The following is a 13,644-nucleotide window of genomic DNA, read 5'->3' on the forward strand; positions in this document are numbered from 1 at the left end:
GCACCGCGACGTATCCGCGGAAGGTCGCCACGCGCGACCTCTCCCCGGCCGAGGTCCACGGATGACTCACCCTCCCCGCTCACACCGACTCCTGACGTCCCTCTGTGTCCTCACCCTCGCCCTGTGCTCCGGCTGCGACGACGACGACAAGCCCCGCCGCGCGGCTCCTCCCGACGCGAGCGAGTCGTCCCAGGACGACGCGGGGACTCCCGACGCGGGCACGCCCTGGGACGGCACCGCCACCCCACTCGAGGAGCGCGGCAACTGGGTGGACCCGGGCCGCTCCTCCGCCTGCGACTTCGACACCGCCGACGCCTCCACCTCCCCGTGCCAGGAGCCGTCCCGCTTCGACGTGTCCTCGTGCGACCCCACCGCGCTCGCCGCCCTGGAGCAACACGGCATCTACATGGTCGACCTGCGCACCGAGCGCGCCCTCGGCGATGGCGGCACCCTGGCCACGGGCACCTTCACCTCGTTCCGACTCAGCGAGGACGGCACCCAGGACACGATGATGGGCCAGCCCCTCCTCACCCGCGACACGCGGGATGGCGGGTTCTCCCTCGTCTCGCGCACCGTGACGAACACCACCACCACGCTGAGGGGCTGCGACACGCTCGCGCCGGACCGCATCACCGGCTGCTTCGCCCGCTGCTTCGGCGCCGGCGCCATCCAGAAAGGGACCTTCACCGCCCACCGCGTCGCGAAGTGGTCCGGTGAACCCGAGTCCTCCGGCGGATTGACGCTCCTCTCCGAAACCCACGTCGCCACCGGTGAGCCCGTGGACGTGTACGTCGCCAAATCCCACGCCTACGTCGTCTCCATGCGACGCCACAGCCGCAACGGCGGTCTGTCCGTCTACGACGTCAGCGACCCTCGGCACCCCATCTTCAAGACCTCCATCAGCCTCCCGCAGGACAACCTGTGGAACGCCGCCTGGGCCCACGGGGACGCGCTCTACATCGCCAGCGCCGACTCGGGCACCGTCGTCTACGACATCTCCAACCCCGCCGCGCCCGGCTTCGTGCGCAACCTGCCCTCCGGCACCTACGGCGTGCACACCCTGCTCGTCGATGGCCAGCGGCTGTACGCGATGGCTCCGGAGAGCGGCACCTTCGTCTACGACGTGACGAACCCGCTCGACCCGGTGCTGCGCACCCTCATCTCCCTGCCCGAGCCGCTCTCCCTCGCCGGGCCCCACGACGCCTTCGCCCACCAGGGGCGCCTGTACATCAGCAACGCCAACGGCGGTTACTCCATCATGGACGTCACGGACCTCGAGGACGTGCGGCACCTGGGCCAGTTCGTCCACGGCAACAAGGCCTTCGCGCACCACAGCGCGGTGGGCACCTTCGCCGGCCGCACCATCGCCTTCGAGGGCGGAGAAGGCGCCGGGGCCCACCTGCGCGTGCTCGACGTCACCGACCCGACGCACATCGTGAAGATTGGCGAGGTGCGCAAGCGCAACGTCACCTCCATCCACAACCTCATCCTCCGCGGCCAGACGCTCTACGTCGCCTGGTACCAGGAGGGCCTGCGCGTGTTCGACGTGAGCAACCCCACGAGCCCCCGACAGGTGGCGCACCACAACACCTATCGGGAGACCGACCCCGAGCGCACCGACAGCCCCTTCACCGGCGCCTACGGCGTGCGCGTGCCCGGTGACGGGCACGTCTACGTGGTCGACTCCTCGCGCGGGTTGCTCATCTTCGACGAGCTCTGAAGAGCCCCTCCGGACTCAGCGCCCGCGGACGTGACGCAGCAGCTTCTGGTACCGCGCGCCCTGCTTCTGCTCGGAGACCTCCGGCACCTGCACGGGCGCGCCGGCCCAGTCGGACAGCCGCTCGAAGAAGAACGCGCGCTGGGGCTCGGGCAGCGCCGTCAGCGTCCCGTAGAAGCCGATGCCCTCCGGGTCCACGATGCGGTACGCGTCGTTCCACGGGCTCACGTGGAACGCGGAGGCGCTCCACGGGCTGAGCGCGCCATCCAGGATGAGCACCTGCTTCGCGTGCAGCCGCGCCCACACCTCCAGCTTCAACAGCGGCACCGGGTTGTAGAACTTCGTCACGCCCAGGGGCGGCAGGAACGTGGGCACCTGTCCGCCCGGGTAGCGCAGCAGGTCGCGCAGCTCCGCCTCCGGATACAGCGGCGCGCCCAGCTCCGTGGCGCTCTGGTAGCTCTCCGGCTCACCGAACGTCGCCAGCGCCTGGTCCGAGAAGACGTACGCCGGGCCCGCCACCAGGTCCACGAAGCCGAACAGCTCCTCCGCCGACACCGTGGGCTCCGGGATGCTGTCGCAGTCGTACGGCGCCAGCCCCAGGTACTCCCAGAAGTTGAACGACAGCCGCACCACGCTGAACTCCAGCGACTTGTCCACGCCCAGCGTGTCGAAGGTGAAGCCCCACTCCACCTGCGCCGCCAGCAGCGGCGCCAGCTCCTCGCGCCGAGCCAGCGCCGCGCGCTGCACCGCCGTCAGCTTCGCGCGGCACGTCGCATCCCCCACGTTGCGCAGGAAGTGCGCGGCCCGCGCGTCCTGCAAGCCCAGGCTGTGCCGCTCCGCGTACGCCAGCGTCCCCTGCACGTCGTTCGGGAAGTAGTAGCGGTGCAGCAGCGCCGCCGTGCCGCCCCGGAACACGCCCGTGGACAGCCACCGCCCCGTGTAGAGCGTCTTGAACACCTCCACCACCCGGTGCGCGTCCGCCGCGGACTGCCACACGTCCAACAGGCGCCAGTCCCGCGAGGCCGGCGTCGAGGTGCCGTAGAAGCGGTGCTCCACCGTCACCTGGTTGCCCTTGAGCAGGTCCACCGGCTCCGCGGCGATGGGCTCCGTGAAGAGCTCCGCGCCCTCCGTGTCGATGACCATCGGCGCCGTCGTCGACCGGTGGAACAACGTCATGCGCTGCAGGAACTTCTCCCCCCGCGGACGGCGATGGTCCGCCGGCTGCTCGAAGTCGAGCGTGAAGAAGCGGAAGTCCTCGAACCGCTCATCCCCCAGAATCGTCACCCCCGGCAGCGCCTCCAGCCGCGCGCGGATGTCGTCGTCGATGGCGCGCCCCGCCTGCCCCACGTCCTCGGGCGCGCCCGCGGGCCCCGCGTCACCACACGCCCCCGCCAACGACACCACCAGCGCGCCCACCACGCCCCGAAGCCGATGCCTCCGTGCCAACATGTCTTGCTCCTCTCGATGGAACCCTCACAGGGGTGCCTCAAACTCTCGAATCGAGAGGGCCACCGTCCAGAACGTGGCGGGTGGTGCTCAGCGAGGGGTGCGCGCGGGCGCGTCGTCGCGGCCCCTGACGAAGTCGCACGAGGACGGCACGGCATGGCCGTTGACGGCGACGGCGTTGAAGGCGGTGGCGTTGGAGCCCAGGCCGAAGCCCGCGAAGGCGCGCCACATGCGGCAGACGTCCTCGCCTCCGTGCAGCGTGTGCGCCGCGCTGATGATGGCGTCGCGCGTCTGGAGGAAGGAGGGGTTGCAGGGGGCGCGCTTCAGGCCCTCGATGAAGTACAGCAGCATGCGCTGGTTGCCCGCGCCGCCCTGGGCGTCCTGGAGGTTCGCGTCGAAGCCCCACTGCGTGACGAGCGCCCAGTACACCTCCCACAGGGCCTGCGCGAACACCGCTCCCACGCCGTGGGGCACGGGCAGCGTGTTGCTGCTCTCGTAGGTCCAGGTGTTGCGCAGGGAGTCCAGCGTGTACGGCTGCGGACGGAGCCCCGCGCCCGTGATGGCCTGGTTCAGGAGATAGGTGCCCACGCCGCGCGGCGTGTTCGCGGTGTCGCCCGGGCGCGCGGTGAACACGAGCGCCAGGAAGTCGCTGAGCCCCTCGCCGGGCTGCTGGCGGTTGGTGAGGCACGAGACGATGGAGGGCCCACCGACGAGCCGGTTGGAGACGCCGTGGCCGTACTCGTGGGCGATGATGCCGCTGTCGAGCGAGCCGTCCCGGTCCGGGTCCGGCGCGGTCCACAGGTAGAGCTGCATGCGCGGACGCACCCCGTCCGGCGGCGTGAGGAAGTTGGCGTTGTTGATGCCACCGCCGTCCTGCGCCTCGGCGCGCACGTCGTCGTTGCCCAGGCCGCCCCGCCCCAGGTTGTTGACCTGGAAGTTGCCGGCCACCTCGTCGAAGCCGTACTGGTACAGCACGTCGTGCAGGCGGTTGTTCCAATAGAACAGGTTCACGACGGACGCCGAGACGTACGTGGACGGCGCGCCCGTGAGGTCGAGCGGGAAGACGCAGTCGAGCCTCACGCCACAGTCCGGCTCTCCCGACGTGGGCGGCAGGTTGTTCGCGTCGCGGTCCTCGTACGCATGGACGTTGTTGCCGCGCGGCGTGGTGTACTCCGCGCCCGCGACGCCGTCCGTGTCGTGCCAGCCGTGGGGTGACGCCTCCGTCGCGCGTCCATCCGCGGGCGGCAGCGGGGCCGTGTGGTGGGGGCCCTCCACCGGCATCGGGTAGACCTTGTATGAATCGCTCGCGACCTGGTCGAAGCGCGTCCAGACCTCGCCCGTCTCCGCGTCCACCGTCAGCTCGTAGGCGTGCCGTGCATCCAGCGTGTGCACCAGGAAGCGCCACACCCAGCGGGACTCCCCCCGACGCAGGGGCAGCACCGCGAGCGACGCGTCGATGGGCTCGCTCGACAGGCCCGCCACCTCGACCCGGGTGCGCCGCGCCGGGCCCGGCTCCGCCTCGAGCGCTCGCGGCGCTCGGGCCAGCGGCACCCCCAGGTGCTTCGCCGCGCTCCGGACCGCCTCGGCGGCGCCCAGGCGAGGCGTGGTGCCCACGAGCGTCGACTCCACCGAGGGCTGCAGGTCGCTGTGCACCGCGAGCACGCGCCCCTCGCGGTCCACGTTGAGCTGCAGCCGCGCATTGTAGACCTCGATACCGTTGTACCTTTGTCGCAGATACAGGTGCGTGGCGCCGCTGGGCCTGGAGTAGACCCGGTCAGCCACCTCCAGGTCCGCCACGTCCGCGAGCTCCAGACCCAGGACGTCGAGGTTGCGCTGGACGAACGCCAGCCCCACGGCCAGCGCGTCTCCCGGCGCGGGTTCGGAGAGCGCGCCCACCAGGTTCACCAGCGAGCGCACCCGCCCCGTCGAGGGGTCCACCTCCACGCGGAGCTCCGGCACCGCGCGACGCAGGCGGGCCTCCGCTTCACCTTGGACCGCGGAGACGCGCCGGCGCGGGCCCGCGTTGTGCGACAGGCGCGCGTCGTGGTGCCGCTCCGTCGGGTCCCGCGGGGTGATCGCGCGGGCGGAGGGAAGCCAGAGCACTCCCGAGACCAGCACCGCGCAGACGAGGGACCGGCGGACATCACGTGAGGACATGTCGTGTTCCTGGGTCGCGACGGAACAGCCCCGACATGGGGCGGTCGCGCACCGGGAGGAGACACGCGTCACCCGGAGGCCTCCAATGCGCTCCCGCGTGACTTATCGACTTCCTGGCGGAAGCCCTCGGCGACGCCCGGACTCAGTCGTCATAGAGGACACTCCACTGGTCATCGTACGTCTCGGGTTTGCCCTTGGGACGCAGGTGCGCGAAGGACAGGGTCACCTCCACCTCGAACTCGCGCTTCTCGGGAGGCGTGCCCAGGTAGACGTACTTCGTCCTGTTCTTGATGCAGGCATCGAGCATCCGCACGGACGTCTTGGGGAGGACGTGGCCCCGCATGCCCTCGCCGTTCGCGTCGAACCGCGCGTGGAGCGTGAAGCGGCGAGGGATGGTGCCGTCCCGGAGGATGGCCTCCTTGCCGCAGTAGTCGTACTGGCGCAGCTTCTTCGCGAGCTGGAGGGCGCCCCAGGCCTCGTTCGTCCTGGGCATCGGCGGAGGCGGCCGCTTGACGGGCTTCTCCACGATGATTTCAGGCACGGGCGGCGGTGCCTCCACGATGGGAGGAGGCGGCGGCGGAGGCGTGACGATGGGGGGCGGGGGCGGCGAGACCGGCCTGGGCGTGACGACCCGGGGAGGGGGCTCGTCGTGAGGGGACAGCGCCAGCATCAGGGTGGCGGCGAGCAGGCCGCCCGTGAGGCCGATGCCCAGCAGCCCCCAGGCGACGATGACCTTCGTGTCGTTCGACGACCTGGGCGCCGGGACCTCCTTCCACCCGAGGGGGAGAGGGTTGTTCGAGGGCCGGGGCCGGTCCGCGCCGCAATGGCCGCACGTCGACTCACGCTCCACGGACTTGAGGAAGGGGGCACCGCAGTTCACACACCGAAGACGGACTCTGGCCACGGCCGGAGTCTACCCCAGGGTGCGTTCGTGCCCCAGGCGCCGTTCACCGGGGCTCGCCCAGCGTGCGCAGGAAGAACAGGCCCACGTCGTCCCGGGAGTAGCGACTGGCCGCGCCCCGCGGGGAGTGGGGCTCGCCAGGCATGAGGAGCAGCTCGAAGCGCTTGCCTGCCTTGATGAGCGCGTCCGCCATCCGCATCGTCACCGAGAGCGTGGCGTTCACGTCGCTGGTGCCGTGCATCAGCTTCAGCTGTCCCTTCAGCTGGTGCGCGAGCGCGAGGTTGTCGCCCGCCGCGTAGCCCTGGGGATTCTGGTCGCGCAGGCCGAGGTAGGGCTCGTTGATGATGGCCTCCTCCTCCAGCGCGCCCGGCGCCACGGCATAGCCCGCCTTGAAGAAGTCCGGCGCCGTCAGCATGCCTCGCAGCGTGAAGTAGCCACCCCACGAAGCCCCATGGAGCCCCACGCGCTCCAGGTCCATCCACGGACGCGTGGACGCGGCCTGCTCCAGGCCCGTGACGTAGTCGGGAATCTCCGTCTGGCCCACGCGGCCGTGGTTCGCGTCCTGGAAGGCCTTGCTCAGTCCGGGCCCTCCGCGCGGGTCCAGCAGCACCACCACGAAGCCGAGCTGCGCGAGTGCGCTGGCCGTCAATGACTCGTAGTTGCCGATGTAGCTCCATGGCACCACCGAGAGGAAGGGCCCCGCGTAGATGTGCGCGATGACGGGGTAGCGCTTCTTCGGGTCGAAGTCGCGCGGCTTGTAGAGCACGCCGTGCAGGGGCGTGACGCCGTCGGCCGCCTTGACGAGCAGCGGCTCCGGCTTCGTGCCGCCGAGCGCCTCCAGCTCGCTCGCGTCCGACGTGGTGAGGCGCACGCGCCGGCCCCCCTTCACGGAGACCAGCTCCCGGACGCGGGGCTGCGTGCGCGAGGACCAAGTGTCGACGTAGTACTGGCCCGAGGGGGACGGCGTCATCCGGTGCATCCCCGAGCCCGGGGACAGCCGCGTCAGCGCGCCGCCCTTCAGGCTGCCCCGGTAGATGAGCTGCTCGTAGGGCGCGCCGCTGTCCGCGGACGCCAGCACGTAGAGCGCGTCACCGGTGGGCGCCAGGGACACGACCTGGTGCACGGGGAAGGCCCCCCGCGTCACCTGCCGCACGAGCTTCCCCGCGCGGTCATACGCGTACACATGACGCCAGCCGTCGCGCTCGGACATCCACAGGTAGCCGCGCTCCGAGGGCAGCGCGGTCACCTGCTGCTCGAAGCCGCCCACCGCGAAGTCGAGGCCCGCGACGAACGTCTCCGGGCGCTCCTCGCGCAGCACGTGCCGACGCTGGGCACTCCCCGGCGTCACCGCAGTGAGGTCCAGCCGCTTCGCGTCCCGCGAGAGGTGGAGGCACAGCGCCTCCGTGCCCTCGGGGTTCCAGCCCGCGAAGAAGTCATACGTCTCACCCTCGACGGGGGCGACGCGCGTCACGCTCCCCGTCGTCACGTCGACCAGGTGCAGCTCCGAGCGCGGCAGCGGCGTCCCCACCTTCGCGTACGGCACCGTCGTCACCTTCTCCAGCGCGGTGGAGTAGTCCACGACGGGGACCTGGTGCACCGCGCGCGTGTCCTCGCGCCACACCACGAGGTAGCGACCATCCGGCGACCAGGCTCGCTCGGGAATCCGCCAGTCGAGCCGCTCCTCGCCCTGGCGCTCCACCACGGTGGCCCCATCCGCGCCCAGCACCGCGAAGCCGCCCTCCTTCCGCACCGCGAGCGCGCCTCCACGCGGCGCGAGGACATGCTCGCGAGACAGCGTCAGCGCGGCCCGGTCCTGGGGCGACAGCCGCGTGACCTTGCCTCCCGACAGGCCCAGTCCGAAGGCCTTCCCGTCGAGCTGGAACACGATGCCCTGCTCATCCGGCGCCAGCGCGACGTCGTGGAAGCGCGGCGCCGTCACCGGCCTGCCCAGGAGCGCGGAGAGCTGGCGGCGCAGCGCTTCCCCGGACACGAGCGGCTCGAGCTCGCCCGTCCTCGCGTGCGCCAGCACCCACGTCCCGCCGTCCTTGCCCTCGCGGGCCCAGAAGACCACGCGGTCTCCCTCGCGCAGCCACCGGGGCGGCACCAAGCTGTCCCGCACGAGCTCCACGCGCCGGAGGTACCGGTCCGCCAGGTCCAGCCTGGCCTGGGTGCTCGTGTCCGGGACGGGCGCGAAGACCGGACCGGGCGGGTCCGCGAGGACGGGCGCACCCGACAGCGTCGTGAGCATCAGGGCGAGGAAGGAGAGTCGCATGCACCGATGCTAGGGAGCCGCATCCTTCACGACCAATATCTCTTTCAGCACCCATCCAGACGGATATCGTCTCGATATGGAATTCCGTCAGCTCCAGCTCTTCATCGCCGTGGCGGAGGAGCTGCACTTCGGACGCGCCGCCGCGCGCATCGGCATGGCGCAGCCGCCGTTCAGCCAACAGATCCGCCGGCTGGAGTCCGAGCTGGGCGTCGAGCTGCTCACGCGCACCAGCCGCCACGTGGCCCTCACCGCCGCCGGGGCGCGGCTGTTGGAGGAGGCGCGCGCGCTGCTCGCCCGACGCGTGGACGCCACCCACGCCGTGCGCGAGGCCGCGAGCGGCGAGTCGGGCACGCTGCGCGTCGGCTTCGCGGCGTCCTCGGCGTTCGGCGTGCTGCCGGACATCGTGCTGCGCTTCCGCACGCGCTTCCCCAAGGTGAAGCTGGAGCTGGATGACAGCGAGACGCTCAACGTCGGCGCGGCGCTGGCCTCGGGGGAGCTGGACCTGGCCATCCTGCGCGCGCCCTTCCGCCACGAGGGCCTCACCGTGGAGCGACTCCTGCGCGAGCGCTTCGTGCTCGCCCTGCCCGCCCGTCACCCTCGCGCGAGGCAGCGCGTCGTGGCGCTGTCCTCGCTGGCGCACGAGCCCTTCGTCCTGTTCCCCCGCCACTCCGCGCCCGGCCTGCACGACCTGGTGACGAGCATGTGTCTGGCGGCGGGCTTCTCCCCCAACATCCGACAGGAGGCGCGCTCGTGGCCCTCCGTCGTCGGCATGGTGGAGGCGGGGCTGGGGCTGACCATCGCGCCCGCGTCCTCGCAGGCCCTGTGCCCCAAGGGCGTCGTGTTCCGCCCCCTGAGCGGCGCGCCCGGCCACGCGGAGCTGGTGGTGGCCTTCCCTGGACGGCGGCCGTCACCCGCCGCGCAGCACTTCCGCGCCCTCGCTCACGAGACGGTGTCCCGCTCGGGGCGCGACACGTCGGACTGAAGGCTCAGGACGCGGTGGGCCCGCTCTTGCGACGACCCTTCCTACGGGACGGGGACTCCGTGTCGTTGGCCGCCACCTGCGGGCCCAGGTTGAACCAGAACGGGCACAACAGCGGCGGCGCGCCGCCTCCCTCCGGAGCGGAAGACCCCTCCTCGGGGTTGAGACACACGGGCCGCGCGGCGCCCCTGCCTCCTCGACTCGCACGCGTCGCCATCAGCGACACCGCCCGTGCTGTCCCGCTGCTGCGCTGAAGCATGGGCACGCAACCGCCCCTCGGGGAGCAGCCCTCGAAAGGCTTGCTCCCGATGAGTCCCTCATCGGCGTCGGCATGCCCCCGGAACTACCCAGATGACAGTTTCCTGTCAATCCATTCGCCCCACGAAATAGAGAACGTGCGTTCAGCGCACCCCTGGCGCCATGCGTCGCCTCCATGCGGCGGGTGTCACACCATGCACGCGACGGAAGAGTCGGATGAAGTGCGTCACATCCGCGTAACCCACCCGGTCCGCGACGATGTCCACGCGCTCGTCGGTGTGGCGCAGCCGGCTGCGGGCCTCGGCCATCCGGCACTCGAGAATCCACTCGCCCACGGTGCGGCCCGTCTCCTGGCGCACCACGCCCGCGACGTGTGGCGCCGAGCGGCCCAGCTCCTTCGCCACCTTCGCCAGGGACAGGGGCTCCAGGCAGTGGGTCTCGATGTACGTGAGCGCCCGGCGGCTGAGGCCCACGGAGGCGGGCTCGGTGAGGGCCTCGGGGGAGGCCATCCGCTCCAGCTCGATGAGCACCAGGCGCAGCAGGGACAGGCTCGCCTCTTCGTTGCCGCGCTCGTTCCGGGTCTGCTCCTCCTCCATCAGGCGCATCCAGCGCAGCAGGCGGCGGCGCTGCACGCTGGTGGGACGCAAGACGGGGTGGCAGCCCGCGCGCACGCGCAGCAGCGGCCCCAGGCGCGCCTCGCGCTCCTCGGCGTTCGCGGAGAGGGCCTCGGGATAGAAGCCCAGCCCCAGGCCCTGCGCGTCCGAGTGCTCATGGCCATGCGCATCTCCCGGTGGGATGAGGTGCACGTCGCCCGCGCGCAGCACCAGGTCCCCCGCGTGCCGCACGTGTGACTCGCCCTTCAACACCAGGACGATGGCGGCGTACGCGTGGACCCTGGCGCGGGGGGTGACTCGCAGGGGCGCCACGGGCCCCAGCGTGCCGACCCACGTGAGCCGCCGCTTCTCCTCGAAGTCCTGGCGCAGCGTGGAGGGGGGATGCACACAGGACTGCTCGGTGGACGCCATGGGGTCGTTCTCGTAGCGGTTGGCGGGGCCGGGCTCAAGCCGGCGTCAGGCCGGGTGCGCCAGGCCCAGGGCGTCCATGTTGAGCAGGTGGTTCAGCGTGTAGGCCGCCATCGCGCCCGCCGACGCGGCCACCAGGGCCCCTTGAAGGCGCGTGGTGAGGTCTCCGGCCGCGTAGATGCCGGGCACGGAGGTCTCCAGCGTCGGGCCCACCTTGACGAAGCCCAGCTCGTCGAGCGCGAGCCCCAGGCCCTGGACCAGCGCCGTCTGCTTCTGGGGCGGGTGCGCGAAGAGGTACTCCTGCGGCACGCGGGTGCCGTCCTCCAGCTCCACCGCCTCCAGGTGCTGGCCATCCTGGGTGGGGATGAGGCCGCGCACCTTGCCCTCGACGACGCGCACCTCGGCGCGGCGCAGGGACTCGCGCTGCTCGGCGGTCAGCGCCAGGTGGCCCTGGGTGTAGAGCGTGAGGTTGGAGGTCCAGCCCTTCAGGAAGAGGACGAAGTCGACGTACGGGTGATGGGTGTTCTCCTCGGGGACGAGCACGCCCCAGCCCCGGTCCCGAATCTCCCAGCCGTGGCAGTACGGACACTGGAAGACGCTGTGCGCCCACAGCTCGCGGAAGCCGGGCTGGTCCGGCACCTGGTCCACCAGGCCCGTCGTCAGGAGCACCTTGCGGGCCTCGACGACCTGGCCGTCGCCCAGCGTCACCTGGAAGCGTGTCCCCTTGGGCTCGATGCGCTCGACGCGCACGTTGCGCACGTCGACGTCGTAGGGGCGCAGCTGCTCGCGGCCGATGGCGCGGAACTCCGCGGGGGGGATGCCGTCCCGGGTGACGAAGCCGTGCATGTGCTCCGCCCGCTCGTTGCGCGGAGCGCCCGCGTCGCACAGCAGCACCCGCTTGCGGCCCCGTCCCAGGATCAGCGCGGCACTCAGGCCCGCCGGGCCACCCCCCACAATCACCACGTCCTTCACCTGTGTGTCGTTCATGGTGAAGAACTAAACGGGAGCCCTCGCTCGCGGGAGAGCGCCGATTCAGGGCGAATCGGCGCATCGTCGGGTCGGCCCGGCTCCCCGGCCAGGCGTGCGGGTCAGCGCCTGCTGGCGTCGGGGGCGTTCGGGATGTGTCCCCGTGGACACCGGGCGTCCCGCATCCGCCGTGGCGGGTGGGTGCGAACACAGGGCACATCCCCCAAGACGTATGGCGTTCACCACTCCGCGGCGGCGTGCGCTTCCCGAGCGGACGACCTCATTCCTACAATCCTGGAGCGGGAGCTCGCTGGCCGGCGCGTGGCTCTGCACCCGGGAGGTACGCGATGCGGCCCGCGCTGCCAGCGTCGATGGCACTGCTCGCCTGTCTGGCGACGGGCTGCGCGTCGTCGGATGAGCCCCCTTGGGATGGGCGCTACACGCCGCTGGAGGAGCTCGGCGACTGGAGTGATTACGGGCCGCTGTCCGTCTGCGGCGTCGTCGAGAGCGGGGCCGCGTGCGGCAGCCTGGAGTCCTTCGACCTGTCCGGCTGTCGACGCCACACGCTGGAGCAACTGGAGCGCATGGGGGTGTATCGCAGCCTCCTGCGCATCGATGCGCGCAACGGCGCCCCCGCGCGCTTCGTGCCCATGGGCGGGGGCTTCAAGCTGAACGCGGCGGGGACGCCCGAGCAGGTGCAGGGCGCCAACGCCGTGGCGGGCGTCTGGGACGCGCGGACGCTGTTCATCGCCAGCGAGACGCCGGATGGGGGTCTGTTCACCTTCGCGGGCTGCAACGCGGTGAACCCTCGCGTCGTCACGGGGTGCTTCACGCGGTGCCGGGACGGGGTGCTGGTGGAGTCGGGGACGTTCCGCGCCGAGCGCGTCACGCGCTTCCAGGGCGAGCATGAAATCTCCGGCGGGATGCGGCTGGTGTCCGAGCGCGCGGTGGGCCTGGGTCCGGCCGTGGACGTGCAGCTCATCGACCGCCATGCGTATGTCATCTCGCAGGACCGGCGTGGGCGGCCGGGGGGGCTCACGGTGTTCGACGTGAGCGACCCGGCGGTGCCTCTGCGCGTGGCGGAGCTGAGCACGCCAGGGGACACGGACTGGCGGGGCGCGACGTTCAAGGGCGGGATGCTCTACGTCGCGAGCGCCAGCTCGGGGGTGGTGGTGCTCGACGTCTCCGTGCCCTCGGCGCCGGTGCTGGTGCGCCGCGTGTCCGCGAGGGCCTCGCCGGGAGTGTCGATGGTGAGCGTGGACCGGGACCGGCTGTATGCCGTGTCCACGGACGCGGCGGTGGGCACCTTGATGTTCGACATCAGCGAGCCCGCGGAGCCGCGCTTGCTGGAGCGCATCGTCTCCGGCATGCGCATGCCGGACCAGCCGTCCTCCCGGGGCCCGGTGAGCTACGAGGGCCGGCTGTATGTGAATCACCGGGGCGCGGGGCTGCAGGTCGTCGACGCGCGCGCGTCCTCGGGGGTCCGGGTGCTGGGGCACTACACGTATCCGTACGCCAACAGCCGAGCGAGCGCGGTGGGCACGTTCGGCGGGCGCATCGTGGCCTTCGAGAGCAGCCTGGGCATGGGGGCGCGGCTGCGCGCGCTGGATGTCAGCGAGCCGCGGCACATCGTGAAGATAGGGGAGTACGGCCTGCGCGCCGTGGTGTCCCCGCGAGCGATGGAGCTGAGGGGCTCGCGGCTGTACGTGACGTACCACCAGGAGGGGCTGCGCGTGCTGGACGTGAGCAACCCCACGAAGCCGCGCGAGGTGGCGTACTTCAACAGCTTCCGCGAGACGGACCCGGGACGCGGGGACTCGATGGAGGAAGGCGCCACCGGGCTCCAGGTGCCCGGGGATGGCCATGTCTATGTCGTGGATACGTCGCGCGGACTGCTGGTGCTGACGGAGCCTCCGGGGGAGTGAC

The 13,644-nt window shown here is 71.5% G+C and carries 10 protein-coding genes; 3 read left to right on the forward strand and 7 right to left on the reverse strand.

The window, feature by feature from the left end:
* The first annotated feature begins 61 nt into the window (after positions 1-61).
* Complete coding sequence (locus tag K8625_RS25290) at positions 62-1,720, forward strand: LVIVD repeat-containing protein (protein WP_223784145.1); 1,659 nt, start codon at positions 62-64, stop codon at positions 1,718-1,720.
* A gap of 15 nt (positions 1,721-1,735) precedes the next feature.
* Here K8625_RS25290 and K8625_RS25295 read toward each other — a convergent pair whose 3' ends face one another.
* From K8625_RS25295 to K8625_RS25310, 4 genes are all read right to left on the reverse strand, one after another.
* On the reverse strand, positions 1,736-3,166 hold the full coding sequence (locus tag K8625_RS25295) for a S28 family serine protease (RefSeq protein WP_223784146.1): 1,431 nt from the start codon (positions 3,164-3,166) through the stop codon (positions 1,736-1,738).
* 87 nt (positions 3,167-3,253) lie between these two features.
* Entirely contained in the window at positions 3,254-5,320 is a 2,067-nt protein-coding gene (locus K8625_RS25300; RefSeq protein ID WP_223784147.1) for a M36 family metallopeptidase, read from the reverse strand.
* 142 nt (positions 5,321-5,462) lie between these two features.
* Positions 5,463-6,200, reverse strand: a complete 738-nt coding sequence (locus K8625_RS25305) for a hypothetical protein (protein WP_223784148.1) — start codon at positions 6,198-6,200, stop codon at positions 5,463-5,465.
* Positions 6,201-6,267: 67 nt separating this feature from the next.
* Positions 6,268-8,493, reverse strand: coding sequence for a DPP IV N-terminal domain-containing protein (locus K8625_RS25310; protein WP_223784149.1), 2,226 nt, complete (start codon positions 8,491-8,493; stop codon positions 6,268-6,270).
* Positions 8,494-8,569: 76 nt separating this feature from the next.
* Between K8625_RS25310 and K8625_RS25315 the strand changes: the two genes are divergently transcribed.
* Positions 8,570-9,475, forward strand: coding sequence for a LysR family transcriptional regulator (locus K8625_RS25315; protein ID WP_223751006.1), 906 nt, complete (start codon positions 8,570-8,572; stop codon positions 9,473-9,475).
* A 4-nt stretch (positions 9,476-9,479) separates the two neighbouring features.
* Here the strand turns inward: K8625_RS25315 and K8625_RS25320 are convergent, their stop codons facing one another.
* The 3 genes from K8625_RS25320 to K8625_RS25330 form a co-directional block, all read right to left on the reverse strand.
* Entirely contained in the window at positions 9,480-9,689 is a 210-nt protein-coding gene (locus tag K8625_RS25320) for a hypothetical protein (RefSeq protein ID WP_223784150.1), read from the reverse strand.
* 184 nt (positions 9,690-9,873) lie between these two features.
* A complete protein-coding gene (locus K8625_RS25325; RefSeq protein WP_141332502.1) occupies positions 9,874-10,755 on the reverse strand; it encodes an AraC family transcriptional regulator in 882 nt (293 codons plus the stop codon).
* A 45-nt stretch (positions 10,756-10,800) separates the two neighbouring features.
* The gene (locus K8625_RS25330) at positions 10,801-11,739 is read right to left on the reverse strand and encodes an NAD(P)/FAD-dependent oxidoreductase (protein ID WP_223751005.1); all 939 of its coding nucleotides are present in this window, start codon (positions 11,737-11,739) and stop codon (positions 10,801-10,803) included.
* Positions 11,740-12,065: 326 nt separating this feature from the next.
* Between K8625_RS25330 and K8625_RS25335 the strand changes: the two genes are divergently transcribed.
* Complete coding sequence (locus K8625_RS25335) at positions 12,066-13,643, forward strand: LVIVD repeat-containing protein (protein WP_223751004.1); 1,578 nt, start codon at positions 12,066-12,068, stop codon at positions 13,641-13,643.
* Position 13,644 lies beyond the last annotated feature (1 nt).

It is taken from the genome of Myxococcus sp. AS-1-15, from assembly GCF_020037055.1.
Taxonomy (GTDB): Bacteria; Myxococcota; Myxococcia; order Myxococcales; family Myxococcaceae; genus Myxococcus; species Myxococcus fulvus.

Coding starts and splice junctions, on each gene's coding strand:
- K8625_RS25290 (WP_223784145.1), top strand. CDS start 62: ATGACTCACCCTCCCCGCTCACACCGACTCCTGACGTCCCTCTGTGTC.
- K8625_RS25295 (WP_223784146.1), bottom strand. CDS start 3,166: ATGTTGGCACGGAGGCATCGGCTTCGGGGCGTGGTGGGCGCGCTGGTG.
- K8625_RS25310 (WP_223784149.1), bottom strand. CDS start 8,493: ATGCGACTCTCCTTCCTCGCCCTGATGCTCACGACGCTGTCGGGTGCG.
- K8625_RS25330 (WP_223751005.1), bottom strand. CDS start 11,739: ATGAACGACACACAGGTGAAGGACGTGGTGATTGTGGGGGGTGGCCCG.
- K8625_RS25300 (WP_223784147.1), bottom strand. CDS start 5,320: ATGTCCTCACGTGATGTCCGCCGGTCCCTCGTCTGCGCGGTGCTGGTC.
- K8625_RS25320 (WP_223784150.1), bottom strand. CDS start 9,689: ATGGCGACGCGTGCGAGTCGAGGAGGCAGGGGCGCCGCGCGGCCCGTG.
- K8625_RS25335 (WP_223751004.1), top strand. CDS start 12,066: ATGCGGCCCGCGCTGCCAGCGTCGATGGCACTGCTCGCCTGTCTGGCG.
- K8625_RS25325 (WP_141332502.1), bottom strand. CDS start 10,755: ATGGCGTCCACCGAGCAGTCCTGTGTGCATCCCCCCTCCACGCTGCGC.
- K8625_RS25315 (WP_223751006.1), top strand. CDS start 8,570: ATGGAATTCCGTCAGCTCCAGCTCTTCATCGCCGTGGCGGAGGAGCTG.